This window comes from Mesorhizobium sp. WSM4816 (assembly GCF_055811535.1).
Window position 1 is genome coordinate 45,162 of record NZ_JBVVQR010000025.1, and the last position, 26,558, is coordinate 71,719.

General features: G+C 63.5%; 20 protein-coding genes and 2 pseudogenes. 18 read left to right on the plus strand and 4 right to left on the minus strand.

The window, feature by feature from the left end; all coding sequences use genetic code 11:
• Positions 1-171 precede the first annotated feature (171 nt).
• From AC0L3H_RS22990 to AC0L3H_RS23020, 7 genes are all read left to right on the plus strand, one after another.
• A complete protein-coding gene (locus AC0L3H_RS22990; protein ID WP_473586990.1) occupies positions 172-1,611 on the plus strand; it encodes a LuxR C-terminal-related transcriptional regulator in 1,440 nt (479 codons plus the stop codon).
• An 87-nt stretch (positions 1,612-1,698) separates the two neighbouring features.
• Entirely contained in the window at positions 1,699-1,923 is a 225-nt protein-coding gene (locus AC0L3H_RS22995) for a hypothetical protein (protein ID WP_023799025.1), read from the plus strand.
• A gap of 254 nt (positions 1,924-2,177) precedes the next feature.
• Entirely contained in the window at positions 2,178-4,664 is a 2,487-nt protein-coding gene (ligD, locus tag AC0L3H_RS23000; RefSeq protein ID WP_473586991.1) for a DNA ligase D, read from the plus strand.
• A gap of 89 nt (positions 4,665-4,753) precedes the next feature.
• On the plus strand, positions 4,754-5,668 hold the full coding sequence (ku, locus tag AC0L3H_RS23005; protein WP_473492913.1) for a non-homologous end joining protein Ku: 915 nt from the start codon (positions 4,754-4,756) through the stop codon (positions 5,666-5,668).
• Between the two features lie 14 nt (positions 5,669-5,682).
• Positions 5,683-6,768, plus strand: coding sequence for a tetratricopeptide repeat protein (locus AC0L3H_RS23010; RefSeq protein ID WP_473587013.1), 1,086 nt, complete (start codon positions 5,683-5,685; stop codon positions 6,766-6,768).
• Between the two features lie 224 nt (positions 6,769-6,992).
• Positions 6,993-7,649, plus strand: a complete 657-nt coding sequence (locus tag AC0L3H_RS23015) for an alpha/beta hydrolase family protein (protein ID WP_473586992.1) — start codon at positions 6,993-6,995, stop codon at positions 7,647-7,649.
• Positions 7,646-8,416 (plus strand): exodeoxyribonuclease III, encoded by a 771-nt coding sequence (locus tag AC0L3H_RS23020; protein WP_473492916.1) that lies wholly within the window; start codon positions 7,646-7,648, stop codon positions 8,414-8,416. The genes AC0L3H_RS23015 and AC0L3H_RS23020 overlap by 4 nt, the downstream gene beginning before the upstream one ends.
• A 228-nt stretch (positions 8,417-8,644) precedes the next feature.
• Here the strand turns inward: AC0L3H_RS23020 and AC0L3H_RS23025 are convergent, their stop codons facing one another.
• The gene (locus AC0L3H_RS23025) at positions 8,645-9,112 is read right to left on the minus strand and encodes a GFA family protein (protein WP_473586993.1); all 468 of its coding nucleotides are present in this window, start codon (positions 9,110-9,112) and stop codon (positions 8,645-8,647) included.
• 216 nt (positions 9,113-9,328) lie between these two features.
• Here AC0L3H_RS23025 and AC0L3H_RS23030 point away from each other — a divergent pair, with 216 nt between their 5' ends.
• Together AC0L3H_RS23030 and AC0L3H_RS23035 are read left to right on the plus strand one after the other, a co-directional pair.
• A complete protein-coding gene (locus AC0L3H_RS23030) occupies positions 9,329-10,810 on the plus strand; it encodes a WD40 repeat domain-containing protein (protein WP_473586994.1) in 1,482 nt (493 codons plus the stop codon).
• 344 nt (positions 10,811-11,154) lie between these two features.
• Entirely contained in the window at positions 11,155-13,170 is a 2,016-nt protein-coding gene (locus AC0L3H_RS23035; RefSeq protein ID WP_473586995.1) for an amidase, read from the plus strand.
• Positions 13,171-13,228: 58 nt separating this feature from the next.
• Here the strand turns inward: AC0L3H_RS23035 and AC0L3H_RS23040 are convergent, their stop codons facing one another.
• Positions 13,229-13,558, minus strand: a complete 330-nt coding sequence (locus AC0L3H_RS23040) for a hypothetical protein (protein WP_023799016.1) — start codon at positions 13,556-13,558, stop codon at positions 13,229-13,231.
• A gap of 177 nt (positions 13,559-13,735) precedes the next feature.
• Between AC0L3H_RS23040 and AC0L3H_RS23045 the strand changes: the two genes are divergently transcribed.
• The 7 genes and pseudogenes from AC0L3H_RS23045 to AC0L3H_RS23075 all read left to right on the plus strand — a co-directional run bounded on the left by AC0L3H_RS23045 (position 13,736) and on the right by AC0L3H_RS23075 (position 22,552).
• Positions 13,736-15,358: an ABC-F family ATP-binding cassette domain-containing protein gene (locus AC0L3H_RS23045; RefSeq protein WP_473586996.1), complete on the plus strand. Its 1,623-nt coding sequence runs from the start codon at positions 13,736-13,738 to the stop codon at positions 15,356-15,358.
• A 944-nt stretch (positions 15,359-16,302) separates the two neighbouring features.
• Positions 16,303-17,608, plus strand: a pseudogene (locus AC0L3H_RS23050) (mechanosensitive ion channel family protein).
• A 366-nt stretch (positions 17,609-17,974) separates the two neighbouring features.
• Positions 17,975-19,093 carry a KamA family radical SAM protein gene (locus AC0L3H_RS23055; RefSeq protein WP_473586997.1) on the plus strand — a complete coding sequence of 373 codons (1,119 nt, stop codon included), beginning with the start codon at positions 17,975-17,977 and terminating at the stop codon, positions 19,091-19,093.
• Between the two features lie 159 nt (positions 19,094-19,252).
• Positions 19,253-20,011, plus strand: a complete 759-nt coding sequence (locus tag AC0L3H_RS23060; protein WP_473586998.1) for a BA14K family protein — start codon at positions 19,253-19,255, stop codon at positions 20,009-20,011.
• A gap of 124 nt (positions 20,012-20,135) precedes the next feature.
• Positions 20,136-20,465: a DUF2934 domain-containing protein gene (locus tag AC0L3H_RS23065; protein ID WP_473586999.1), complete on the plus strand. Its 330-nt coding sequence runs from the start codon at positions 20,136-20,138 to the stop codon at positions 20,463-20,465.
• A 3-nt stretch (positions 20,466-20,468) separates the two neighbouring features.
• Entirely contained in the window at positions 20,469-20,618 is a 150-nt protein-coding gene (locus AC0L3H_RS23070) for a hypothetical protein (RefSeq protein ID WP_473587000.1), read from the plus strand.
• A 161-nt stretch (positions 20,619-20,779) separates the two neighbouring features.
• Positions 20,780-22,552, plus strand: coding sequence for an adenylate/guanylate cyclase domain-containing protein (locus AC0L3H_RS23075; protein ID WP_473587001.1), 1,773 nt, complete (start codon positions 20,780-20,782; stop codon positions 22,550-22,552).
• A 331-nt stretch (positions 22,553-22,883) separates the two neighbouring features.
• Here the strand turns inward: AC0L3H_RS23075 and AC0L3H_RS23080 are convergent, their stop codons facing one another.
• Together AC0L3H_RS23080 and AC0L3H_RS23085 are read right to left on the minus strand one after the other, a co-directional pair.
• Positions 22,884-23,168: an alpha-hydroxy acid oxidase gene (locus tag AC0L3H_RS23080; protein WP_473587014.1), complete on the minus strand. Its 285-nt coding sequence runs from the start codon at positions 23,166-23,168 to the stop codon at positions 22,884-22,886.
• A pseudogene (locus AC0L3H_RS23085) lies at positions 23,123-23,931 on the minus strand (alpha-hydroxy acid oxidase). Before AC0L3H_RS23085 ends, AC0L3H_RS23080 begins: the two are co-directional and overlap by 46 nt.
• A gap of 475 nt (positions 23,932-24,406) precedes the next feature.
• On the opposite strand from AC0L3H_RS23085, the gene AC0L3H_RS23090 reads away from it, so the two are divergent.
• Positions 24,407-25,819, plus strand: a complete 1,413-nt coding sequence (locus tag AC0L3H_RS23090; RefSeq protein WP_473587002.1) for a DUF1254 domain-containing protein — start codon at positions 24,407-24,409, stop codon at positions 25,817-25,819.
• A gap of 90 nt (positions 25,820-25,909) precedes the next feature.
• Positions 25,910-26,437 (plus strand): hypothetical protein, encoded by a 528-nt coding sequence (locus AC0L3H_RS23095; RefSeq protein ID WP_473492933.1) that lies wholly within the window; start codon positions 25,910-25,912, stop codon positions 26,435-26,437.
• Positions 26,438-26,558: the final 121 nt, after the last annotated feature.

The following is a 26,558-nucleotide window of genomic DNA, read 5'->3' on the forward strand; positions in this document are numbered from 1 at the left end:
CTCAAGATCGTGCATGCCAGCATTATCGAAACAGGACGCATGGAAACCTCCCCCGGATTGCCGCTTTTTGCGGCAAACGACCTTGCAATTTGTGCGCCTGCGACGGGATCGGGCAGATGCAGTATTCGGCCTCCTGCATTTGTAGTATTCTGTCTTGGGACGGGTTCCACCATGACGGTCAATGACGCTTCGAAAGCGCAGACGCTCGACGCCTTGTCGGGTCGCGAGCGCGCGGTCGCGGAAAAATTCGCAACCGGCATGACCTATCGCGAAATCGGCGATGCACTTTTCATTGCCCCAACCACTGTTCGCACCCACCTTGCGGCCATCTACGAAAAACTTGGCGTGCGCACCAAGATCGGGCTCGCGGCGTATTTTGCCGGCGCTTCCGGCGCTCGGCCGGGCGGGCAGTCACGTCAGTCGGACGCTCCGCCGGTGCTCGCCATATTTCCGATCGAATGCCTGAATTCCGAAGAGCGCTGGCACCGCTTTGCCGACGGCCTGTCGTCAGACATCACCATCAACCTGGCGCGATACGCGGGCTTGCCTGTCATCGCCTTCCACACGATGAAATCGCTGGGCAGCAAGCCGGCCGATTTCGCGGCTGACGGCAAGGCGCTCGGCGCCACCTATTTCGTATCGGGCCAGTTGCGTGCGGACGACCAGAGGATTCGATTGACGATAGAGCTTGCCGATGCCAGTAGCGGCGTCGACCTTTGGAGGGAGCGCTACGATCGCCCGGCCGATGACATTTTCGCGCTGCAGGACAGCCTGGCCGAAAGCATCATCAACGTATTCGCCGGCAGTTATGGAACGCTGGCCACGGTCGGCCGCAATGCGGTTCGCCGCAAGCCGCTGGCCAGCTTGCGGGCCTACGATTTTTATCTGCTTGCCCTCGAACAGCACACCATGTTCAGCCGCGCCAGCAATGCCGAGGCGATCCGCTTCTTTTCGCGCGCGCTGGAGCTTGATCCTACCTTCGCCAACTGCTGGGCCGAACTCGCCTACGCCTATTCGATCGAGGCCTGCAACGGCTTTGGCGACGACGTGCTGACGTCGATCGAGAACGGGTGGATCACGGCCGAAAACGCCTTGCGTCTCGACCCGACGGACAGCTGCGCTCACGCATGCCTTGGCAATGTCAGGGCATGCCTTGGCGATCTCGAAGGAGCGGAGCGCGCGCACCGGCGGGCTCTCGAATACGGCTGCAACCACGCCGGCATACTGCTGCTGCTCGCCGGCAGCAAAGCGCTTGTCGCCGGCGATCCGGCCGAGGCGATCCCGCTCATCGAGCGTGCCATGCGCCTTAATCCATTGGCCCCGCCCTGGTATTTCGGCATGCAAGGCCGTATCCTGTTTGCCGCCGGCAGGCATCGGGAAGCTGTCGCGGCGCTCCGCAGGAGTTCGCCGGAGTCGCCGGACGTGCTGATGTTCCTGGCACTTTCGCATGCGGCCATGGGCGAGACCGGCGAGGCGGCGCGCGCCGCGGCCCGCTTGAGAGCCGATTTTCCAGGCTTTTCGGTCGAACGCTTCATCGCAGGCTATCCGGTGACCAACCGGGACGCCTTGCTTGCCATCCGCCACGCTGCCGAACTGGCGAAGCTGCCGTAGGCGAGTTTAAAAATTGACACGACCGTCTGTCTCGGCCATCCTTATGCCAGCCGTCTTCTCCTGCGGCGGCGTGTGTATGAGCAGTCTATGGCCAGTTCCGTCACCAGCCAGAATTCCAAGCGCGCTGCAGTGCGCAGGGCGCTCGGCCGCCACAAGGTCTACATCACCGCACAGAGCTTTTCCGCCGGCGCCTACAAGGCGCGTGTCCTCGTCGACGGCGAGGCTTATTGGGTCGACGAATTCCGGCTGAGCCAGCTCCAGCAGGGTCTGTCGCCTGCCGAGCTCGAACTGACGCCGGCCACCGACGATTGAGCTGCGTGAGCGCCGCTGCGGTGGAATTTTGATGCTGGCGGGACAGCGCCCCCCTCTGTCCTGCCGGACATCTCCCCCACACGGGGGGAGATCGGCAGCGTCACTGTTGACGCCCTGTTTGCGACGTTGGAGATTGGCGAAAGCATTCGTGACATCCAATCTCCCCCCTCGTGGGGGAGATGTCCGGCAGGACAGAGGGGGGCGCGAAGGAATGAGACGCTGGTTGCTGACTGCCGCGCGCTTCGGTCTTTGATATGCCAGCTCCTTCCAAACTCAAGGCCTATCGCGCCAAGCGCGAATTCAGCAAGACGCCGGAGCCCGCCGGCGGGCTGGTTGCCGCAGAAGGCAATCGCTTCGTCGTGCACAAGCATCACGCTACTGCCGACCATTACGATCTTCGCCTGCAGGTCGGTGACGTGCTGAAGAGCTGGGCGGTGCCTCGCGGCCCGTCGCTCAATCCGGCCGACAAGCGGCTGGCGGTCGAGACCGAGGACCATCCGTTCGAATATATCGACTTCGAAGGCGTCATTCCCGAGGGCGAATATGGCGGCGGGCCGATGATCGTCTGGGACACCGGCGTCTGGGCGCCGATGGACGATGTCGAAAAGAGCTTACGCACCGGCTCCTTCAAATTTCGTCTCGCCGGCGAGAAGCTGAATGGCGGCTGGATGCTGACCAGGCTGAAACCGAAGCCCGGCGAGGATGAAGGCAAAAAGAACTGGCTGCTGTTCAAGGAGCGCGACCTCGCCGCCGACGCCAGGCTCGATATACTGGAAGCCCGGCCGGAAAGCGTCAAATCCGGCCGTCGCATCGAGGAGCTGGCGGCAACCCCGAAGCCTGCCGCAAGGCCTGCGAAACCGGTGGCATTGAAACCCGGTGCGCTGCCGGGTGCGGTCAAGGCGCCGCTGCCTTCCCGGATCGAGTCGCAGCTGGCCACGCAGGTTCCGAAGCCGCCGGGCGGCGAAGGCCCTGCCGAAAAAACGCGCGAAATCTGGCTGCACGAAATAAAATTCGACGGCTACCGCACCATGGCGCATCTGGCCGACGGCGCGGTCAAATTGATCACCCGCGCCGGCCTCGACTGGACCAGGCGCTATGGCGACCTGCCGCTCGCCTTTGCCAGGCTGCCCTGCCGCGATGCAATCATCGACGGCGAGGTCGTCGTGCTCGACGCGAGGGGCATCAGCCGCTTTGCCCTTTTGCAGGAGGCGCTGGCCGAGGGCGCCGGCAACAAGCTCCACTACTATGCCTTCGACCTGTTGTATCTCGACGGCTGGGACCTGAAAAAAGCGCCGCTCGGCCGGCGCAAGGCGCTGCTGTCGCAATTGCTGTCCGGCCTGGGCGCCAACTCCGCCATCCAGTTCTCCGACCACGTCGAAGGCGATGGCCAGGCGCTCTACGACCAGGCCTCCGAGATGGGGCTGGAAGGCATCGTCTCCAAGCGCGCCACGGCGATCTACCAGAGCGGCCGCACCAAGACCTGGACCAAGACCAAGGCGCTGAAGACCGGCGATTTCGTCATCGCCGGCTACACCACCTCCGCTGCAGCCGAGGGGCTGGCCGCGCTCGGGCTCGGCGAATTCGAGGATGGCGAGCTGCACTATCGCGGCAAGGTCGGCACCGGCTTCGACGCCGCCACCGCCACCGCGTTGCTGGCCCGGCTGCAGCCGCTGCGCGCCGGCGCGTCTGCACCCGAAGGCGTTCCACGCGAGATCATGCGCGAGATGAACTGGGTGCGGCCGCTGCTTTCGGCCCATATCCACTATGCCAACCGGACCACCGATAATGCGCTGCGCCATGCCGTGTTCCGCGGGCTGCGCGATGTCGGCCTGTCGACGCCTGTATCGGCCAAGCGCAAGCGGCTGATCGCCGAGGCCGACCTCGCCACGATCTGGGTCACCAACCCGACGCGGCGGCTGTTCGGCAGAACCGGACCGACCAAGCTCGATATCGCCGTCTACTACGCGCTGGTCGGCGACTTCATGCTGCCGCACATTTTGGGCCGCCCGGTGTCGCTGGTGCGCTGCCCGACCGGCAAGCCGCAGGACTGCTTCTTCCAGCGCCATGCCTTCACCGGCATGCCAAAATCGGTGGCGACTTTTGAGGCGACCAATTCCGAGGGCGAGACCAAATCCTACCTGTCGGTCGAGGACGCCAAGGGCTATCTGGCGCTGGCGCAGTTCGGCGTCGTCGAGTTCCACACCTGGGGCACCCATCGCACGCGCCTCGACAAACCCGACCTGATCGTCTTCGACCTCGATCCCGGTGAGGGGGTTGGCTGGCGCGAGGTGGTCGAGGCGGCGGTGCATATCCGCGCCGAACTGGAGGCGATGGGGCTGGTGCCGTTTGCCAAAACCTCGGGCGGCAAGGGCATCCACATATCAGTGCCGGTGACGCAAAAACAGAACTGGAAAAAACTGCACCAGGCGACCAGCGCCATCTCCTCGGCATTGGCCGCCACGGCGCCCGACACCTTCACCACCACCATGGGCAAGGACAATCGCAAGCGGCGCATCTTCATCGACTTTCACCGCAACGCGCGCGGCCACACTTCGGCGGCACCCTATTCGCTGCGCGCCCGCACAAACCTGCCGGCCTCGACGCCGGTGAGCTGGTCCGATCTGGAATCCATCGACGCTCCGGAAGATTTGAATTATTCTTCGCTGCCGGGCCTTCTAAACACCTCCGGCGATCCTTGGGCCGACATGGAAGATTTCGCTAGGGATTTGCCGGTATTGTGAGGGCGATGTAGGTTTTGCGCGGCGCCGTTCGTCCTTTGGACGAAGCGCTGCGAAATGTTCGACGGTGCACGGCCGCGTAGGAGAGTTTCATGGCGCCCAGGGCAAGTTGGAAAGGTTACCTCAAGCTCAGTCTCGTCAGCTGTCCGGTCCGGCTGTATCCGGCGACGAGTGCCAGCGAGCGGATCAGCTTCAACCAGCTGCACAAGGACACCCACAACCGCATCAACATGAAGCCGGTCGATCCCGAACTCGGGCTGGTCGAGCGCTCGGATCTGGTCAAGGGCTACGAATACGAGGACAAGCAGTACATCATCATCGAAGATGCCGACCTCGAGGCGGTGCGCATCGAATCCAACCACACGATGAACATCGAGGCCTTTGTCGACGAGGGCGAGGTCGATGTCATCTATCAGGACGCGCCCTACTATCTGGCGCCCGATGGCGCGATGGCCGAGGAGACTTTCGCGGTGCTGCGCGAAGCCATGCGCAAATCCGGCAAGCTGGCGATTGCGCGGCTGGTGCTGTCCAGCCGCGAGCGCGTGGTGACGATCGGCGCGCGCGAGAACGGCATGTTCGTCTGCACCTTGAGGAATCCGAATGAAGTGCGCGGCACAGTTGAATATTTCGGCAACATCCCGGCCGGCAAACCCGACCCGGAAATGCTGCAGCTTGCCGAGGCGCTGATCAAGCAGAAGGAAACCACGTTCGATCCGAAGAACTACGAGGATCGCTATGAGATCGCGCTGATGGCGATGATCCGCGAGAAGCTCAAGGGTCACAAGCCGATCATTGCGGCCGCGCCCGAGCGCGGCAATGTGATCAATCTGATGGATGCGCTGAAGGCCAGCCTGTCGCAATCGGCCAAGCCGCCGGCCAGGAGCAAGAGCAAGGCCGATGAAGCGGCGAAACCGGCAACGAAATCCGCCAGGGGCGGCGCCGGCGCGGCCAAGGAAAATCCGCTCAAGGCCAATCTGCTCAAGGCCGTCGGCAAGAGCAAAGGGTGACAGCGCCCACCGGTATGATTTCCGGCAGCGTCTTCGGCGCGATCGGCGCGCTGGCGGCGTTCCCGCTGAGGCTGGCGGCGCGTGAAGTCGAGCGCCGGCAGGGCCAGTTGCGACGCGGCGTCAACAGGCGCACCAGCCATGTCGTGTTCGGCCGCAAACTTCTGGCCAAGGCCGGGGATGCCGAGATCGAGCGCCGCGTCGCCGCCGAGCGTGCGGCCGGGCGCAAGCTGATCAGCGAAAACGGTTTTTTGCGCCTGCTCGGGCTGATCAAGGCGCCGGAGGCTTCGGCGCTGCCCAGGCAGTCGCTCATTGACCAGTCGCGGCTTGCCGCCGCCGACCTCGACCTGTTGTCGCTTTTCGATGCCTTCGAGCATGATTGCGAACCCTATTCGTTTCGCGATTTGATCCTGGCCCGCAAATATGCCGGGCTGGTCGCCGGCGGCGCCTCGTGGGGGGCGATCGCGCGCTCGGTGCACCGCTGCGGCCCGGTCGCTTCGCTGACCGCCAAGTCGCTGAATGTCGGCTCGCAGCATGGGCGCGCCGATCAGATCTATCTCGAGGGCGGCCAGAGCGAACTCGACGGCCAACTGCTGTTCGATCTGGGAACGCCGGATGACGACACGCTGGAAGAACTGTTCGCCGACGCCGAAGCCGCGGAACAGGCTGAAGACCACGAGCAGGCGGCAGCACTCTACCAGCGCTGCCTGGCCATCGATTCGGGCGATGCGATCGCCGCCTTCAACCGCGCCAACTGCCTGCGCGCCGCCGGACGCGCGGCCGAGGCGGCGCATGACTATGCCCGCGCCATCAAGTGCGACCCCGGCTTTGTCGAGGCCTGGTTCAACCTGGCCGGGCTGATGAGCGATGAGGGCCGCGACGGCTCGGCGCGCCGGCATCTGCAGAAGGCGATCGCGCTCGACCAAAACTATGCCGATGCGGTGTTCAACCTGGCAAGGCTGGAGTTCGACGCCGGCAACCTCGCCGAGGCGCGGCGGAACTGGGCGCGCTATCTCGAGCTCGACGCCAGCTCCGAATGGGCGCGCATGGCGGCCAAGGGTATTCAGTTCATCGATTTGCAGCTGGCGCGGATGTCGGGGTGAGGGCTTCGTTTGATCGCGCTTGAACACCCCCCTCTGGCCTGCCGGACATCTCCCCCTCAAGGGGCGAGATTGGCTGTCACCGACGGTTTCGCCAACTGCCACCGTTGGGGAGTGGGCGGGGAGACGAAGCTGCTAATCTCCCCCCTTGAGGGGGAGATGGCCGGCAGGCCAGAGGGGGGTGGGACGGAACGCGGCCTCTATAAGTGGGATGAGTGGGCCGCCCCATGACCACCTTCCTCTTCGACGGCCCAGACACCGCCCCCATCACCATCCTGCTCGCCCATGGCGCCGGCGCGCCGATGGATTCTGCCTCGATGACCGCCACGGCAAAAGCGCTGGCCGAAGCCGGGTTTCGCGTCGCGCGCTTCGAATTCCACTACATGGCGGCCCGCCGCTACGGCCACCGCAAGCCGCCGCCGCGCGCCGAGACGGTGAACCCGGAATACGTCAAGGTGATCGCCGACCTCAGGGCGAAGGGCGTGAACGGGCCGCTCATCATCGGCGGCAAGTCGATGGGCGGCCGCGTCGCTTCGATGATCGCCGACGAGGTGTTTTCGAAGGGCGACATTTCAGGGCTGCTTTGCCTCGGCTATCCCTTCCATCCGCCGGGGAAACCGACGCAGCTTCGGACAAAACACCTCGCCGGTCTCAAGACGCCGACATTGATTTTTCAGGGCACACGCGACGAATTCGGGACCAGGGACGAGGTCGCGACCTACGACCTTTCCGACACCATCGAAATGCGGTGGCTGGAAGATGGCGACCACGATTTGAAGCCGCGCAAGAGCATCTCCGGTTTTTCGGCCGCCGATCATCTGAAGACGATGACTGATGCGGTGAAGGCGTGGACCGGCGCATCGTGCGCTGAAGCAGGCCGATGAAGATCGCCACCTTCAACGTCAACAACATCAACGGGCGGCTGCAGAACCTGCTCGCCTGGCTGACTGTCGCCAAGCCCGACATCGTCTGCCTGCAGGAACTGAAGGCAAGACAGACGCAGTTTCCGCGCACAGCACTCGCCGCGGCCGGCTATGGTGCGGTTTGGGTGGGACAGCCGACCTGGAACGGCGTCGCCATACTGGCGCGGGGTTCAGAACCCGTTCTGACCCGCGAAGCGCTGCCCGGCGACGACAGCGATAACCAGGCCCGCTACATCGAGGCGGCGGTCAGCGGCATCGTCGTCGCCTGCCTCTATGCGCCGAACGGCAACCCGCAGCCCGGCCCGAAATTCACCTACAAGCTGGCGTGGCACGAGCGCCTGAACGCGCATGCGGAAGAACTGTTCGACACCGGCCTGCCGGTGGTGCTGGCCGGCGACTACAACATCGTGCCCGAGCCGCGCGACATCTATCCGACCCGCTCCTATGACGACAATGCGCTGGTGCAGCCGGAGAGCCGGGAATCCTTCGCAGCGCTGCTCGACCAGGGCTGGACCGACGCGCTGCGCAAAAAACACCCGAAGGAGACGCTCTACACATTCTGGGATTATCGCCGCAACCGCTGGCAGCGCGACGCCGGCCTGCGACTGGATCATATATTGCTGTCCAAGAAACTGACGCGCCGGCTGGCCGGGGCAGGCATCGACCGCGACGTTCGCGGCGAGCCCGGCGCCAGCGACCACGCCCCGGTGTGGGTTGAGTTGCGGTGAGGGGGGAGCCAATCTCCCCCCTTGTGGGCAAGGCAATCGCATTTGGATTCTTGCGAAGGTGGACCCCCACCCTAACCCTCCCCACAAGGGGGAGGGAACGCTGCCGCGCGCTTTTTAACTTCCCCTTTGGCGCCGAAAGGCAGGCAATTTGCCGAGTTCGGCGCCAACGAAGTCTCCCTCCCCCTTGTGGGGAGGGTTAGGGGTGGGGGTCCATCGTAGAGCGAAACCTTAGCCCGGTCGCGCGCCTTCGCGGGCGAAGGCCTCGATCAAAGGTGTGTATCCTTCAAGGTCGGGTTGGGTGGCGAAGCTGTGGCTGGCGGCGGTCGTTGCCCAGGGCAGCCTTTCCGACGTGAAGACCTCGACGAAGGGCACATACCAATGGTGCTCGTCCAGCATGGTCGCGCGAACATTGACGAAGAAGTCCAGGCCGTGCGGATGGGTGAACATCCAGTTCTTGCAGTGCGAGCAGTAGAGTTGCCGGTGCGGGCCATGCATGCCGCCGACCACCGGCTCGCCTTGCGTAACGCTGAAGCCGCTGCTTGGCACCGCCATAGTCAGGGAATAAGCGCTCGCGCTCAGCTTCTGACAGCCGGTGCAATGACAGGCCATGGTCAGCAAGGGCGGCGCACTTATGCGAAAGCGTATCCCACCGCACAGGCAGCCGCCGTCCCAGGGTAGTTTCCAATCATCCGTCACTTGGCCTCGGTGCTGAGTTCCCTGCTAGGCGATTCTAGCGCGCGACCGGGCAACATTGCGGCGACCAAGAGTGTCGCCAGGCCATATCGAGCGCTTTGGCGCAGGCGCGCGTTTTGCGCTCGCTGTTTCGCTCTTCGGAATTGACCGGGCATCGACAAGCCCGGCGCCGACCTGCATCATTGCGGACGAAGCGAACAGCGGCGCGGGGGGAGCCCGATGAACAGGTTTGTCGACAGGCTGCTGGCAATGCTGCTGCTGGCGATCGGCATGCTCTGCTTCACACGCGTGTATTTCGCGCTGGGCGGCGGGGGTGTCGGCGACGCTTTCGCGTCGGTGCGCCTGGCTTTCTTCGGGACAGCGGGTGTTGTCTCAGCTCTTGCAGCCCTGCTGTTCTGGGCCGGCCTGTTGCCGGGCCGATCGACGCTCGCTCCGAAGACGCCTCTGTTCGGCAGGGGCGCCGAACTGCAACCCGCCGGAAGACCACGCCTGCGGCGGCTCCTTGCCGTCGTTCCGTTCCTCGCCGTGCTCGCTCTGGTGGCCGACCAGCTCAGCCCGTGGTCGCGGCAGGCACAGGACGCCGGCAAAAGCCTGATCGCCGAGCAAACCGTGCCGAGCGCGCCGGAAAGCCAAGAGGTCACCAGCGCACCGGCCCCGGAACCGGAAGCGGCTCCTGCCTCGCCATCCAAGGTCGCGCTTGCCCCACCTGTCTCACCGCCGGAGCCTGCTCCAGCCCCGGCTGCGCCACCGCAGACCGTCGCGCCGCTGCCTCAGGCTCCGCCGCCGCAGCCGACGCAGCCCGATGGCCACCGCGAGCCCGTCGTCTGGCTGGCGGTGGCGTCCGACGGTCACTCGATCATGAGCGCCAGTACCGACCGCACGATCAAGCTCTGGGATATCGATGGCAAGCGCCTGATCCGCACCCTCGGTATCCACAAGGACATGGCGCGTACCGCGCTTTTCCTGCCCGATGGGGCGCGGGCGCTGACGGCGGGCGACGATGGCGAGATCGTGCTGCGCCAGCTCGCCGATGGCGCGGTGCTGCACGTCTTCTCGTCAGGCCAGAACGGCGGCGTCAACAAGCTCGCGATCAGCCCCGACGGCAAACGTGCTGTCAGCGGGCACGACACCGGCAGGGTCATCGTCTGGGATATCGAGAAAGGCTCGGTGCTGAATGTGATGCCGGGGCACCACTGGTCGATCAGCGGGGTCGCCGTCTCGCCCGACGGCACACGCGCGATCAGCGGCAGTATCGAGGGCACACTAAAACTATGGGACATCGATACTGGCAAGCAGCTGCGCAGCTGGCACGGGCATGAGCGCGGCCCCTATGGCGTGGTGTTCACGGCCGACGGGCGCCATCTGATCACCGGCAGCGGCGATTATACGATCAAGCTCTGGGATCTCGACAGCGGCCGCGAAGTCCGCCGCCTCGAGGGCCATTCGGGCACGGTCTATGCGCTGGCGCTGTCGACCGACAACAAGCGGCTGCTGTCCGGTTCGCTCGACGGCACGGCACGGCTGTGGGACATGGAAACCGGCAGCGAGACCGCGCTGTTCGACAGCCGGTCCGGACCGATCTACGCCGTGGCGTTCGCCGCTGACGGCACAGTGCTGACCGGCGGCTACGACCGCACCATCCGGGACTGGCCGGCAGGCGGCGGAGACGGGGTGGTGCTTTTCGCCGGAGCGCCGGAGTGATGTGCGAAGGTGGCGCGACGCTCGACGTTACAGCTCGACGTTACAGAAAGGAGCGCCGCCGCCGACGCTGCCAATCTCCCCCCTCGTGGGGGAGATGTCCGGCAGGGCAGAGGGGGGCGCGAAGGATCGCCAGCCTTTGCTCTAACTCATTCTCAACCAGGAACCAGTCTGCGGGCGTTGCTACGAATGGTTGACAGGCCGGCGGGACAGCGCCCCCCTCTGTCCTGCCGGACATTTCCCCCACAAGGGGGGAGATCGGCTGTCACGGCCGCCTTCGCAAAACCCCTTTACGGCATCGGTTTTCGAGGCCAATACCGCTTCGAGTACCAAGCGTCGGGGACACAATGATCGATCTCCACATCGTCGAAGCGTCCATCGCACAGCTGCGGCAGGCGCTGGAGGCCGGCACCGTCACCAGCGTCGAGCTGGTCGGCGCGTATCTCAGGCGCATCGCCAGGTACGACCGCCATGGCATCACCCTCAACTCCGTTCCGGTGCTCAATCCCAAAATGTTCGAGGAGGCGGCCGCGTCCGACTGGCGCCGCAGGAACGGTGCTGCGCTCGGGCCGCTGGACGGCATCCCCTATACCGCCAAGGACAGCTACAAGGTATCAGGCCTCACAGTGGCCGCCGGATCGCCGGCCTTCGAACATCTCATCGCCAACGAGGACGCCTTCACCATCGGGCGGCTGCGGGCCGGCGGCGCGGTGCTGATCGGGCTGACCAACATGCCGCCGATGGCCAATGGCGGCATGCAGCGCGGCGTCTACGGCCGGGCGGAAAGCCCCTACAATGCCGATTACCTGACCGCCGCCTTCGCGTCGGGCTCGTCGAATGGTTCCGGCACCGCGACCGCCGCCAGCTTCGCCGCCTTCGGGCTTGGCGAGGAGACATGGTCGTCGGGCCGCGCGCCGGCGTCGAACAACGCGCTGGTCGCCTACACGCCGTCGCGCGGCGTCATTTCGGTGCGCGGCAACTGGCCGCTGGTGCCGACGATGGACGTGGTGGTGCCGCATACGCGCAGCGTGCCCGACATGCTCGAACTGCTCGACGTGATCGTCGCCGACGATCCGAACACAAGGGGCGATTTCTGGCGTGCGCAGCCCTGGGTGGCGCTGCCGAAGAGCTCGGACGTACGGCCGCCAGGCTACACCGGCCTCGAGCTGGAGGGAGCGCTGCGAGGCATGCGGCTCGGCGTGCCCCGCATGTATATCGGCCTCGATACGGAGGCCAAAATTGCGATCCAGACCCGCGCGTCGGTGCTGGAACTGTGGCAGCAGGCGGCGGCCGATCTGCGGCGGCTCGGCGCAGATGTGGTCGAGGTCGATTTTCCCGTCGTCTCCAACTACGAGCGCGACCGGCCGGGAACAAAAAACATGGTCGATCGCGGGCTGATTCCCAAAGGATTCGCCGAGCGCGAGATCTGGGACCTGTGCGTCTTCGCCTGGGACGATTTCCTGCGCGCCAATGCCGACCCTACCATCCCCGATCTCGCGTCGGTCGACGGCGCAAAAATCTTCCCGCAGCCACCGGGCACGCTGCCGGACCGTTATGAGGACAGTTTTGATGTGGCGGAATATGTCGAGCGGGCCAAGCGCGGCGTGACGCCATTCCGGGCCATTCCCGATCTGGAGGCTGGCCTGAAAGGCCTGGAGGCGACGCGGCGCATCGATTTCGAGGATTGGCTCGATACGCAACGGCTCGACGCAGTGGTGTTTCCCGCCGTCGCCGATGTCGGGCCGGCCGATGCGGATGTCAGCGAGGCCTCCGCTGCGCTGGCCTGGCGCAACGGCACCTGGGTCGCCAACGGCAATCTGGTGCCGCGCCATCTCGGCATTCCGACCGTCACCGTGCCGATGGGCGCGATGGCCGATATCGGCATGCCGGTCGGCCTAACCTTCGCCGGCAAGGCCTATGACGACACCCGGCTGCTGCGGCTGGCCGGCGACTTCGAGCGTTTTGGCCAGCGCCGCAGCCGCCCGTCGCGCACGCCGGAACTTCCCGACGATGTTTTTTTCGCCCGCCACAACGCAAGCACGCTCGGCGAGCCGCCGCCGCTGACCGTCGCGCTTGCCGCCGAGACGCGCCATGCCGGTGATGACGATGAGATAACCATCATGCTCGACTTCGATGGCGAGGTCGGAACCGACACTCGTGTGAAGGTGCATGTCAACGGCGAGCCTGTCACCATGCAGCAGACCGGCGCGCGCCTGACCGGGCGCGCGGTGGTGCCGGCCAACGAGCATGAGAGAATCCACAGCGTCTGGCGCGGCTCGTACGGCTCGATCGTCACCGCCGTCGTCCGTCTTGAAGACGGACGCCCCGCCGGCGCCTACGCGGTGACCGGCGGGATTGGGTGACCGTCGCGCTTCGCCTTGTGCTACGGCGCGCCGTCTGCGGTCGGATTTTCAATTCGCGTCAATCCGGCTTGCAGGGGTCGGCCTTGGCCGCTGCTGTCTTCTCGCCCTCCTGCTGCGCCTCGACATCCTGCTGCGAGGTGGCAAGGTTTTTATCGCCGCCGGCTTCCTGGTTGGCGAGCGGCATGGTGTTGCCGGTCTTGTTGGCCGGGCCGCCCTTTACCCTGTTACCGGTATTCGCGTCGGTTTCGAGGGGCGCGCGCGTTGCGTCTTTTGCGACGCCTGATTGAGCTTCGATCGATGCGGTCGTGTCGTGGCAGGTGGCGCTTGCCGTGCCGGCGGTCAGCCCGATCATTGAGGTGGCGAGCAAAATAGCGGTTAGGGTCTTCATCTCGTCCTCCTTCGCTGTTTGTGGTCATCTTTCTAAACTGCCGGCCCTATCTGAGGTTCCGCCAATTCAGTTCGAACTTCGAATGTGGCGTCGTATTCCGATTGATTTGCGGGCTTCCGCAGGCGCCGCCTATCGCGTATTGGCGCGGGGAAACTCCCTTGGGCGCGCGTGAAAAGCATGATTCGACTGGAAAGCATCAGCAAGCAGAACGGCCGGCAGATCGTCTTCATCGAGGCCTCCGCCTCCTTGCAGAAGGGCGAGAAGGTCGGCCTGGTCGGCCCGAACGGCGCCGGCAAGACGACGCTGTTTCGCATGATCAACGGCGAGGAGCAGCCCGACGAGGGCCAGGTCTCGGTCGATCGCGGCGTCACCATCGGCTATTTCAGCCAGGATGTCGGCGACATGGCGGGCCGCAGCGCGGTTGCCGAAGTGATGGACGGCGCCGGGCCGGTGAGCGAAGTGGCGGCCGAGATGGGCGCGCTCGAAGCGGCCATGGGCGATCCCGATCGCGCCGACGAGATGGACGCCATCATCGCCCGCTACGGCGACCTGCAGGCGCGTTTCGAGGAGCTCGACGGCTATGCGCTGGATGGCCGCGCCCGCGAGGTGCTGGACGGCCTCGGCTTCAGCCAGGAGATGATGGACGGCGACGTCGGAAAACTTTCCGGCGGCTGGAAGATGCGCGTGGCGCTGGCCAGGATCCTGCTGATGCGGCCCGACGCCATGCTGCTCGACGAGCCGAGCAACCATCTCGACCTGGAAAGCCTGATCTGGCTGGAACAGTTCCTGAAGAATTATGACGGCGCGCTGCTGATGACCTCGCACGACCGCGAGTTCATGAACCGCATCGTCGACAAGGTGGTCGAGATCGATGGCGGCTCGCTGACCGCCTACTCCGGCAACTATGAATTCTACCAGCAGCAGCGGGCGATCGCCGACCGGCAGCAGCTGGCGCAGTTCGAACGCCAGCAGGCGATGCTGGCCAAGGAGATCGCCTTCATCGAGCGCTTCAAGGCGCGCGCCTCGCACGCCGCCCAGGTGCAGAGCCGGGTGAAGAAGCTGGAGAAGATCGACCGCGTCGAGCCGCCAAAACGCCGCCAGAAAGTGTCGTTCGATTTCCAGCCGGCGCCGCGCTGCGGCGAGGACGTGGTGACGCTGAAGAACGTTCACAAGGGCTATGGCAGCCGCCCGATCTATCAGGGGCTGGATTTCCAGGTGCGCCGCCGCGAGCGCTGGTGCGTGATGGGCATCAACGGCGCCGGCAAGTCGACGCTGCTGAAGCTGGTCGCCGGCGCTTCCGAGCCGGACAATGGCACGGTGGCGCGCGGGCCCAGCGTCAGGATGGGCTATTTCGCCCAGCACGCCATGGAAGTGCTGGAGGGCGAACGCACCGTGTTCCAGACGCTGGAGGGCGCCTTTCCGCAGGCCGGCCAGGCGCCGCTCAGGGCGCTGGCCGGCTGCTTCGGCTTTTCCGGCGACGAGATCGACAAGAAATGCCGGGTGCTGTCGGGCGGCGAGAAGGCGCGGCTGGTGATGGCGCTGATGCTGTTCGACCCGCCCAACCTGCTGGTGCTGGACGAGCCGACCAACCACCTCGACATCGCCACCAAGGAGATGCTGATCACGGCACTTTCGCAGTATGAGGGCACCATGCTGTTCGTCTCGCATGATCGGCATTTTCTGGCGGCGCTGTCGAACCGGGTCCTGGAACTGACGCCCGAGGGGATTCATACCTACGGCGGCGGCTATACGGAGTATGTCGAGAGAACGGGGCAGGAGGCGCCTGGGCTGCGGGGATAGGGCGCGCATATCGCCTGTTTTTTCTTCACAGGGGATTTGGTTCTTTGACTGTCGGTCGCTGCCAGCCGGCCTGCAGCCGCCGATCCAACGCTGGCGATTGGCCAAATCCCACCACGCCTTCGTCATCCTAGGGCGAAGCAAGGAGCGGAGCGACGCGGCGCAGACCCTGGCATCTATGCCGTGACATCAGCCAAAGAAAGCAGCGGCTCAGGATAAATATAGCGATCCTTGGCGCCCCCCTCTGTCCTGCCGGACATCTCCCCCACTTGGAGGGAGATCGGCCGCCTCGCTGACGGCGTCTGTTCATCAACGTTGGACATTGCCGAAAGCCGCAATGACGGCCAATCTCCCCCCTTGTGGGGGAGATGTCCGGCAGGACAGAGGGGGGCGCCTCGCTCCGCCATCAAAGGTTCTGCACAGTCGTGACGCTCTGAGGTAACGGCATGGATCCCAGGGTCTGCGCCGCGTCGCTTCGCTCCTTGCTTCGCCTTGGGGTGACGAAGTGAAGGATGTATCGTCAACGTGAATTGGGGAGCGGGCAGGAGGCGCCTTGATTGCGGAGCTGAGCTGCCGCGAGGAAGGCCGAGCGGCCCGGCGTCGTTGGCCTGAGGGGGGCGGGACTGGCGCCGAGCCTAACCGGTTGGGGGGTAGATCACCGGCCACCTGCATACATACGCTAAAACTAATTTAAGAGCAAGCTAATGTAACAGTGATTCAATGTTGCGCGTTGGCGATTTTCCAGCGGTTGTTTCAATCGGTTGTTGTTTCTGGCGGCCGCTGCCTGGCCGCGCGCGTCACTCCTATAGTGGCGGCTATACCTGACCTATTGAGCGCACCGGCCAAGAGGCGCCGGTGGCGCGTGGCTGAAGCGCAGAGCGCCGGCTTGACCCTTCACCAGGCCGGCGACATTGTGCTGGTCGCCAGTCCATAACGGTCGTGTGGGAATGGATCTTCGAAACGCCATCGATGAATCGCTGGCCTGGGCCAGCCGATGGTTCGACTACGCCGTCACGCCGTGGTTTTTCTATCAGGCTGCCATCATCGTCGTGCTCTTCCTCGTCGCGAAGCTCGCGGCGCAGCGCATCGAACCGCTCGTGGAGAACCGGGCACGCCAGATCAAGGGGCATCCCGGACTGTTGAGGGTCGTCGTTGCCCTGTTGCGGCGCACCGACTGGATCCTGTTCACGGTCTTCCTGCTTGCCGCGCTCGTTCTCATGCGCGCCATCACCTGGCCAAGCCGGACCCATTTCATCTATATTGCGCTCTCGCTATCCCTCGCGTGGCTGTTCGCGTCGGTGCTGTCGCGCATCGTCCGCAATCGCTTTGTCGCGCGGGCTCTCGCCTGGCTGACCTGGATCTATGCGGCCCTCGTCATCCTGGGCATCGATGACGAGGCCGCGACTTTCCTGGACGGCCTCGCAATACCTTTGGGCGCGGTGCGCCTTTCGGCGCTCCTGGTGCTGAAAGCGGCGCTGCTGCTGATCGCCACGGTTTGGCTTGCGGTGGTCGTCGGCAAGTATATCGACGAGCGCGTCCGCATCTCCGAAGAGCTGACGCCCTCGATCCGCGTCCTCGTCGGCAAGGTCGCAAAGGTCGCCCTTGTGCTGGTGGCGGGTGCCATCGCCCTGTCTTCCGTCGGTCTCGACCTGACGGCCCTGACGATATTTTCCGGTGCCGTCGGCGTCGGCCTGGCTTTCGGGCTGCAGAAGGTGGTTTCGAATTTCGTCTCCGGCATGATCATCCTGCTCGACAAGTCGATCAAGCCGGGCGACACCATTTCGCTCGAAGGCACTTTCGGCTGGGTGCGCGAATTGCGGGCGCGGTTTGTCTCGGTGGTGACGCGCGACGGCCGCGAATACCTGATCCCGAACGAGGACTTCATCACCCAAAGGGTCATCAACTGGTCGTTCAGCGACAACCTCGTGCGGCTCGACGTGAATTTCGGCGTCTCTTACGACGCCGACCCGCATAAGGTCAGTGAACTGGCGATCAAGGCCGCCATGAGCGTCGGCCGGGTCGAAGCGGTACCGGCGGCCGGTCTGCTGGCTCACCGACTTCGGCGAATCCTCGCTCAACTTCGTCCTGCGCTTCTGGATCCACGACCCTCAGCAAGGCCTGACCAATGTGCGCGGCAGGGTGCTGCTGGCGCTGTGGGATGTTTTTAGGGAAAACGGCATCGACATCCCCTATCCGCATCGCGAGATCATCATGAAGCCGGATGGGCGTGCTGAGAAACCAGGCGGGCGCTGAAGCTGCCAATCTCCCCCCTTGTGGGTCCCTTGTGGGCCGGTCAATCGCATTTGGATTCTTGCGAAGGTGGGACCCCCACCCTAACCCTCCCCACAAGGGGGAGGGGACGCTGCCGCGCGCCTTAACTTCCCCTTTGGCGCCCGAAAGGCATGGCAATTTGCCGAGGTCAGCGCAAACGGAAGTCTCCCTCCCCCTTGTGGGGAGGGGTTAGGGGTGGGGGTACATCGTAGAGCGAAAGCCTCGGCTTTCCACCTGCAATGGCCCTGCCTTCGCGGGGGAGATTGGCAGCTTCGCCGCTGAGTGCATCCGGCAAGGGTTCGCACCTCGGCTCCAATGCTGTACAGCCCCGAATTCAAGGAGCTTTTGATGACCTCACACCTCGACACCCCCGACGCCGGCATGGCGGCCGACGACGACGCCGCGTGGCAGGGCGATGTTCGCGCCGGCGTGCGGCAGGTGCGCGATCTCGACTCCCTGCCGCTGTCGCCAGCCGAGCGCGCGGCGGCTCACGCCGCGGCCACGCGCCACAAGGTTCGCATCCCAAAAGCCTATCTCGACCTGATCGACTGGAGCGATCCCGCCGATCCGATCCGGGCGCAGGTCATCCCGTCGCCCGAAGAGCTGGCCGAGCAGGAGGGCGAGCTCGACGATCCGATCGCCGACCACGCCTTCAGCCCGGTGCCGCGATTGACGCATCGCCATGCCGACCGGGTTCTGCTGTTTGCGACCTACCAGTGCGCGGTCTATTGCCGGTTCTGCTTCCGCAAGGAGTCGCTGACCTCGATCGGCCGGGGTTTTTCGCGCGAGGCGCTGGAGCCGGCCTTCGCCTATATCGAGGCCCACCCCGAAATCCGCGAGGTGATCCTGACCGGCGGCGATCCGCTGTCGCTGCCGGACAAGGCGCTGGCAGAAATCCGTGCCCGCATCGAGGCGGTTGCGCATGTGCGGCTCTTGCGCATCCACACGCGCGTGCCCGTAGCGCTGCCCTCGCGCGTCACGTCAGGAATGGTTCGCTCGCTGCAGGGCCGGCTGATGGTCACAGTCGTCACCCATTTCAACCACGCGCGGGAGATCACGCCGGCCACCGAAGAAGCTTGCCGCGCGCTGCGGCAGGGCGGCTTCGTGCTGCTCAACCAGAGCGTCCTGCTGAAAGGCGTCAACGACACCGTCGAGGTGCTGGAGGAACTGTGCCGCGAGCTGATGTACCGCCTCGGCATAAAACCCTATTACCTGCACCACGGCGACCTCGCGCGCGGCATGGCGCATCGGCGCACCACCATTGCCGCGGGACGAGCGCTGGTCAGCGCCTTGCGGGCGCGCCTGTCGGGCATCTGCAACCCCGTCTACGTGCTGGATCTGCCCGATGGCGGCGGCAAAGTGCCGCTCGGCCCGTGCCATGTCGAGGCGCGGGACGGGGAGACGTGGCGGATTCGTGGGCAGGATGGTGAGCTGAGGACCTATACCGAGCTTGTCCGCGACCCTTGAAAGCTTGGTTCCTCGCCCCGCGAAGCGGGGAGGCGGCTCGGCGAAGCCGAGGCGGAGAGGGGGCTTCCTTTGTGCACGGAAGTTCATGCTGCCGCGCTTGGTTGGAACCGGATCCAATGCCTCGCATTTTAACAGATGACGGAGGCAAAGGAGCGCAAGGTGAAAGCTTTATCGGCGGTACTTGGCGGCTTCGTGCTGACGCTGGCGGTTTTCGCCAGTGGATTGGCTTTCGCCATGTGGATTCTCTCCGCCGAACCGGTGCGGCCGGTCGCTCCGACTTCCAGTGTTGCCGAACTGTGGCCGAGGGAGCCGCGGAAGGTGAACCCCGCTTCGCAGCATCTTGAGCGCCTTCCCGCCCGCGCGGTCCCAGAGGTCCCGAAGGTCGCAGCGGTCCCAGAGGTCCCAGAGGTCCCAGAAATCCCAGAGGTAGCAGAGGTCCCGTCTGATCAGGCCCCATTTGATCAGGCCCCAGTTGATCGCGCCGCGAAACCTGCCGATGCCGCAGCTTCGTCGCCCGACACCACCGCCACCGCCTCCATCAAGCCGACAACGCCGGCAACCGACGAGCAGCAGGCGATGCCCGCCGCCCATGTGGAATGGTGCGCCAGCCGCTACCGCTCCTACAGGCCAAGCGACGACCACTACACCTCCTACAGCGGAGAGCAGCGTCCCTGCATCTCGCCCTATCTCGATGCCGGTGCGGCCGACCGCGCCGCACAGCCTGCCGACGATGGCGCCAGCTATGTCGAGGCGACCGACACGTGGTCGATGGATGGCGATGTTCTGGCGGATGAAACCGGCGGCGCCTGGCTTCCGCCCGACCACGTGCAATATTGCTTCAGCCGCTACCGCTCCTACCGGCCGGAGGACAACACCTACCAGCCCTATTCCGGCGGCCCGCGCCGGCAGTGCGAGTAGGTGGGTGCAGGTGGCGAATTGGCGGCCGCAGTGCATGGCGCTTGTGCGACCGCCGATCACGCAGATTTCTTGGATCGTTCGTGTTGGTGCGGCGTTCATCCGAATACCCACAGGAGGAATCAGCATGAGCGACGACCGGGAAGACAGGATTCGTGAGCGCGCATACCAGATCTGGGAACGCGAAGGCGGGATCCATGGCGATCCCGAGCGGCACTGGCACCGGGCCGAGGCCGAGATCGAAAGGGAGGCAGCCCTGCCGCTGACGGCAGCCGATGCCCTGCCGGAAACCCGCGAGGTCGCGAGCTCCGACGTCTTGACGGTGGAGGCCCTGGCTGTGCGCACCGGCATATCGGGCGAACAGGCGCAGGAACTGATCGACAGGCTGGGCAACGACCGGGCGGCGATCGAACAAGCCGCGCGCAACCTCAAGGGGAAGCAGCGGCTCGGGGAGTGATAGATGATCAGAAAACTCAAAGACGGAAAATACCGCCTCTATTCGCGCAAGAAGGACGAAAAGACCGGCAAGCGCCGCAATCTCGGAATGTTTGACAGCCGCGAGGCTGCGGAGCAGCACGAACGCGAGGTGCAGTATTTCAAGAGGCATTGAGGCGGCGTGCCGTCCCTTGCCAGGCAGCCACGCCGGATGACCCCTTACTTCGGCGTAGGGTGTAGAATTCTAGCGAGTGCAGGATACCGCTCTCATGGGGACAGCGAACTTTCATGTTTCCCTGCCTCTTCGTGTTATTGTGGATACGAGGAGATTGGCCCGTGAGCGAGAGCCGCAAACTAGCCGCGATCCTTGCCGCTGATGTGGTCGGGTACAGCCGGCTGGCGAGCACGGATGAAGATCGTACGTTGGCCCGGTTGCGGGCACTTCGAAGCGACCTGATCGACCCGACCATCGCCGTGTACAACGGTCGTATGGTCAAGCGCACAGGCGATGGTGCGTTGGTTGAATTCCGCAGTGTGGTAGATGCCGTGCGCTGCGCCATGGAAGTGCAGAATGGCATGGTCGAGCGCAACGCCGGCGTGCCCGAGGATCGCCGCATCGAGTTTCGGATTGGGATACATTTGGGCGACGTGGTCGAAGAAAGCGACGGCGACCTGATGGGCGACGGCGTCAACATTGCCTCGCGTCTGGAGGGTGTCGCTGCCCCCGGCACCATCTGCCTGTCCGAAGACGCCTATCGGCAAGTCAAGACGAGACTAGACGTTTCGGTCAATGATCTCGGCGACACCCAGCTCAAGAATATTGCCGAACCGATCCGGGTTTATTCACTCCGAGTCGGCACCGCGGCTCGCGCAAAGGCGCCTGTGACGCCCGAACTTTCGGAAGCTCTGCTTTCGACAGCGGCACCGCCTCAGTTATCGATCGCCGTGCTGCCCTTCGCCAACATGAGCGGTGATACCGAGCAGGAATATTTCGCCGACGGAATCTCCGAAGACATCATCACAGCTCTCTCAAAGCTGTCGCAGCTGTTTGTGATCGCTCGCAATTCGTCCTTCACTTTCAAGGGCATGAACGTGAACGTTCAGGAGGTGGGCCGGAACCTCGGCGTGCATTACGTGCTGGAGGGCAGCGTCCGCAAATCCGGCAACAGGGTACGTATCACCGCGCAGCTTATTGACGCGACCACAGGCGGACATCTGTGGGCGGAGCGCTTCGATCGCAACCTGACCGATATCTTTGCCGTACAGGACGACGTTACGCAGCAAATTGTCGACGCGCTGGCGCTCAACCTGACAAAGGGCGACCAGCAGCGGCTCGCGACCGAGCAAACCGGCAACCTGGACGCTTATGACTGCTTTCTTCATGGCCGAGAGCAGCTATGGCGGTTCACGAAAGCGGAAAACATCAAGGGCCGGGAGCTGTTGCAGCGCGCCGTCGAATTCGACCCGAAATTCGCTCCCGCCTACGCGTTCCTCGCTTTCGCAAACATACTGGACTATGCAAACCAGTGGAGCTCGTCGTGGTCGAACGCAATGGCACAAGCGGAAATGTTCGCGGCACGGGCAGTGGCGCTCGACGATCGATATCCTTACGCACATTGGGCGCTGGGCATCGTCGAATTGTATTCGCGACGGCATGAGGCGGCCATCCGCTCGGCTAAACGCTTGATCGCTCTTGCGCCAAATCTTGCCGAGGGGCTCGAAAATCTCGGTTACGCACTGTATTATTCCGGCAAGCCTGAGGACGCACTCCGGTGTTTCGACAGGGCAATGGCCTTGAACCCGTATTATCCGGACGTGTACCTTCACTTCCAGGCGCAAGCGATGTTCCAGTTGCGCAGGTACGAAGAGGCAATTGGGATCCTGAGGCGGCGACTTGTTCGTAACCCTACCACCGACGTCTCACGCGTGCTCCTGGCGGCGAGCTACGGCCATCTGGGTCGGTTCGAAGAAGCCCGTAGCAAGTGGCAGGAAGTGTTTCGCGTCAACCCCCAATATTCTCTGGAACATCGCCGCAAAGTGTTGCCCTACAAGGATCCCAACGATTTCGAGCTGATCGTGGATGGCCTTCGCAAAGCCGGCCTCGTATGAGCGCCTGACCGGGCGAGGTCCGGTATTGAACCTCCTGCAGCCACTGCTTCGAAGGAACAGCACGACCGCTGTGCGGCGCGTTGATGACTGGAGCGGGGCCGACAGCAGATCCAATGGAGGTCTAGAACCGATCAGGCGATGCCATCAGTGCCGCGAATTCTCGGGCTTAGAATAGCGCTGCATAAGGAGTGGAGAGCGTCCCCACAATCCAAGTTTTCTGTCCAAAAGCCGCCCCCTTGCTATGGCCGGCGCTCGTTGGACAAAGGGCGGGGACGGAGGTAAAGCGTTATAAGTGCAATGCTGAACTTGGCCGAGGAAATAGGTCCGGACTTCACCAGATTACCGACCGGTCGATCTCGCCGATGCGCGCCCGGCCGGTCAGCGCCATTGCCACCTCGAAGTCCCGGCGAAGCAGGTTGACACATTGGGTTACGCCCTCAGCACCACCCGTTGCCAGGGCGTAGACATAGGGGCGGCCAATCATGACTGCGCTTGCGCCCAGGGCAATCGCCTTCAAAACGTCTGTGCCACGCCTCACGCCGCCGTCGAGGATGATGGGAATCCGCCCGGCTACCCGTTCCGCGATGGCGGGCAGGGCGTCGATAGTCGCCGGCAGGGTGCGAGGTTACGCGAACCGTGGTTTGATACGGCGATAGCATCAGCACCGCTTCCAATCGCCTGCTCGGCATCGTCAGGGTCGAGGATACCTTTCAGGATAAGCGGCAGGGTTGTCAGGGAACGCAGCCAGGCAATATCCGCCCAGGTCGGCATGGCCCGCGGCTGCGCAGTGTCAACTTTGAGCACGCCGGTGTTCCGGTCCTTGAAGTATGGCGTTGCGAGGCTGTCGGGAATTTTGAATCCTGCCCGGAACTGCCTGCGGCGATCGCCTGGCGTTGGCATGTCGACCGTCACGCTGATTGCCTTGCGCCCAGTTCCGCCATGCGTGATACGAGTTCACCATTGAAACTGCGGTCGCTTTGCCAATAGAGCAGGAACCAGACTGGAGACTGGCTCACCGCCACGCAATCTTCGATCGCCGCCGTCGCCGTGGTACCCAGAGTGAACACCGCTTCCGCCACTCCGGCGCCGCGCGCCGCGGCTACCTCGCCTTCCGGATGCGCCAGCCGCTGATAAGCTATTGGGGCCAGGATGATCGGATGCGACAGACTTTGCCCGAAGAGCGTGATCCCGGTATCAAGTCTTGTCACATCGCGCAGCACGCGCGGCCTTAACCTGATGCGATCGAATGCGGCTTCGTTATCGCGCTTGGTGATTTCTTCGCCAGCACCGGCGGCAATGAATTCGTAAACAGCGTGCGGCAATAGCTCTCGCGCCGCAGGCAAGATCCGCCAGGCAGAGAAACCGGGTTTCGATGTCAAGCGGCATGGACCACTCCGGTCAACGTCTCAAAAAAGTCGGCTAATCCAGAGACAACATTCGCGCATATAGCCGCTGGCCAAAAGGCGGCGGCACGGCACGCGGGGCAACGAACGCCGATGACTGAGGGGCGAAAACGGGGCCGTATCCAGACAGTCCGGTTCTAGGCGCGCTCGGCAGATAACTGCCTTTCAGCAACCGACCCCTTTGCTGCCGCTCAACGATAGTTCTGGGAATGTCCTGTGCTGATCCGTTGCCGACCTTTACATGGTAAGACTGCAACGTCCTGAGAGGACGATTGCTGCCGCACAGTCACCTACGTAACTTACATACCCACCACTTGCACTATTGAGTGTTGCATGCCCTGCTCTCCGCCAGCAACGGTTGAACCGGCGTCCGTACACTAGCACCGGCCGAGAAAGCCCGCCTACCGGGTTGATGATCAATGCATAACCCATCAAAATTTGGAGAACTGCGATGTCGTTAACCAGACGTGATTTCACCAAGGGTTCAGTGCTGGCCGTTGGGCTTTTGGGACTTGGTTCCATAAACGCCCACGCACAGGACGTAACGGCGGCCGAAGCCCGCGCCATCGCCAAAGAGGCCTATATCTACGGCTTCCCGATGGTCGACAGCTACCGCATCCAGCATGCCTATTTCGTTGACACCAAGAACCCGGAATACAAGGCCCCTTGGAACACACTGATCAACACCCCGCGTGTTTACACGCCGGCCGACACGGCGATCCAGACGCCAAACTCCGACACGCCTTATTCGTGGCTCGGCATGGACCTGCGCGCCGAACCGATGGTCCTCACGGTTCCGGCGATCGAGAAGGAGCGTTATTTCAGCGTCCAGTTCATTGACGCTTACACGTTCAACTTTGACTACCTCGGCAGCCGTGCGACCGGCAACGATGGCGGCAGCTTCCTCGTCGCTGGGCCAGGCTGGAAGGGCGAGACACCCAAAGGCGTGAAGAAAGTGATCCGCTCGGAGACCGACTTCATCTGGGCGGCCTACCGCACACAGTTGTTCAATCCCGGCGATCTGGACAACGTCAAAAAGGTGCAGGCCGGCTACAAGGCAGAGCCGCTTTCCGCCTTCCTAGGCCAATCTGCGCCTGCGGCCGCACCGATTGATTTCATCAAACCGCTGACGTCAGCCGACGAGAGGAAGTCGCTCGAATTTTTCAACATCTTAAACTTCATCCTGCAGTTCTGCCCGACCGATTCTTCCGAGACGGAACTGATGGCCAGCTTCGCCAGGATCGGGGTGGGAGCGGAGAAGGCTATAGACCTTGACGCACTCTCACCTGAGATGAAGACAGCCATGGAACAGGGCATTGCCGACGCCTGGGCTGATCTGGCGCGTTTGGAAAGACAAAAAATCGATACGGGGGAAGTGACCTCCGGCGACGTCTTCGGGACGCGTGCGTATCTGAAGAATAACTACCTCTATCGGATGGCGGGCGCCGTGCTCGGCATCGGGGGCAATTCGAAGGAGGAGGCGATGTACCCGGTCTATGCCATCGATTCCGCCGGAGGAAAGCTTGAGGGTTCCGACAAGTATACTCTCCACTTCGCGCCCGATGAGCTTCCGCCGGTGAATGCCTTCTGGTCCTTGACGATGTACGAGCTGCCGCAGAGCCTGCTCGTTGCCAATCCGATCAATCGCTATTTGCTCAACAAGCCGATGCTGCCGCAATTCGTGAAGGACACCGATGGTGGCTTCACATTCTACGTTCAGAACGAGTCGCCGGGCAAAGACAAGGAGCCGAACTGGCTGCCTGCGCCGAAAGGTCCCTTCATCGCCATCATGCGCCTTTACTGGCCCAAGGAACCGGCACTCGACGGAACCTGGAAGCATCCGCCGATGACGAAGGCACTATGAGAGAAACTGACGCGGGGCGGATGGCGTCCGTCCGCCCTCGCGTGGCCCACAGCCACCGAACAATTTTACCCGCATACGAGGGGAACAATTATGCGACATTTCATGATACTCATCGCGGCGACGTCAGTAGCACTTTCGTCTGCGATGGCAGCCTACGGACAAGATCAAAATCCCCTTCCCAGGGCCAGCGATGTGCTTGTCCGATACGGGCACGACGTCGAGGGCTGGACCGTCTATGCAAATCAAACCCGCGGAGATTGCTTGATCGTGCACTCAGATGGCCCAAATTCAGTGCAAATGGGCGTTACCGCAAATCACGAGGTCGGGTATCTTGGCGTGTTCACGAAGCAGGATATCGGCCTTCAGAACGGGACCAAGTCGGAAATCTTTGTCTCTATCGGCGGCCATCTCTACGAGGGTGTGGCCACCAGCACGAACGGCGAACTCAAAGGCGGATATTCTGGCGGCTACATCTTGACAGACGACCCGAATTTCAAGCGCGACGTGGCCAAGAAATACGAAATGATCGTGTTTCCGGAAACCGAGGGGACCTTTGTCGTCGATCTGAAGGGGACTTTCAAGGCAATGGCAATGGGCCGCAAGTGCCTTACGCAATGACCGCCGCTCTCCCGCCTACGAAACCATCTCGATGCTTCTCGACAAGCCAACTACCGTTGTTCCGAATATCAAAGAGCGGCAAGAAGCTCGAGTGTGAGCTACAGTTCCGGAGCCGTCAGCC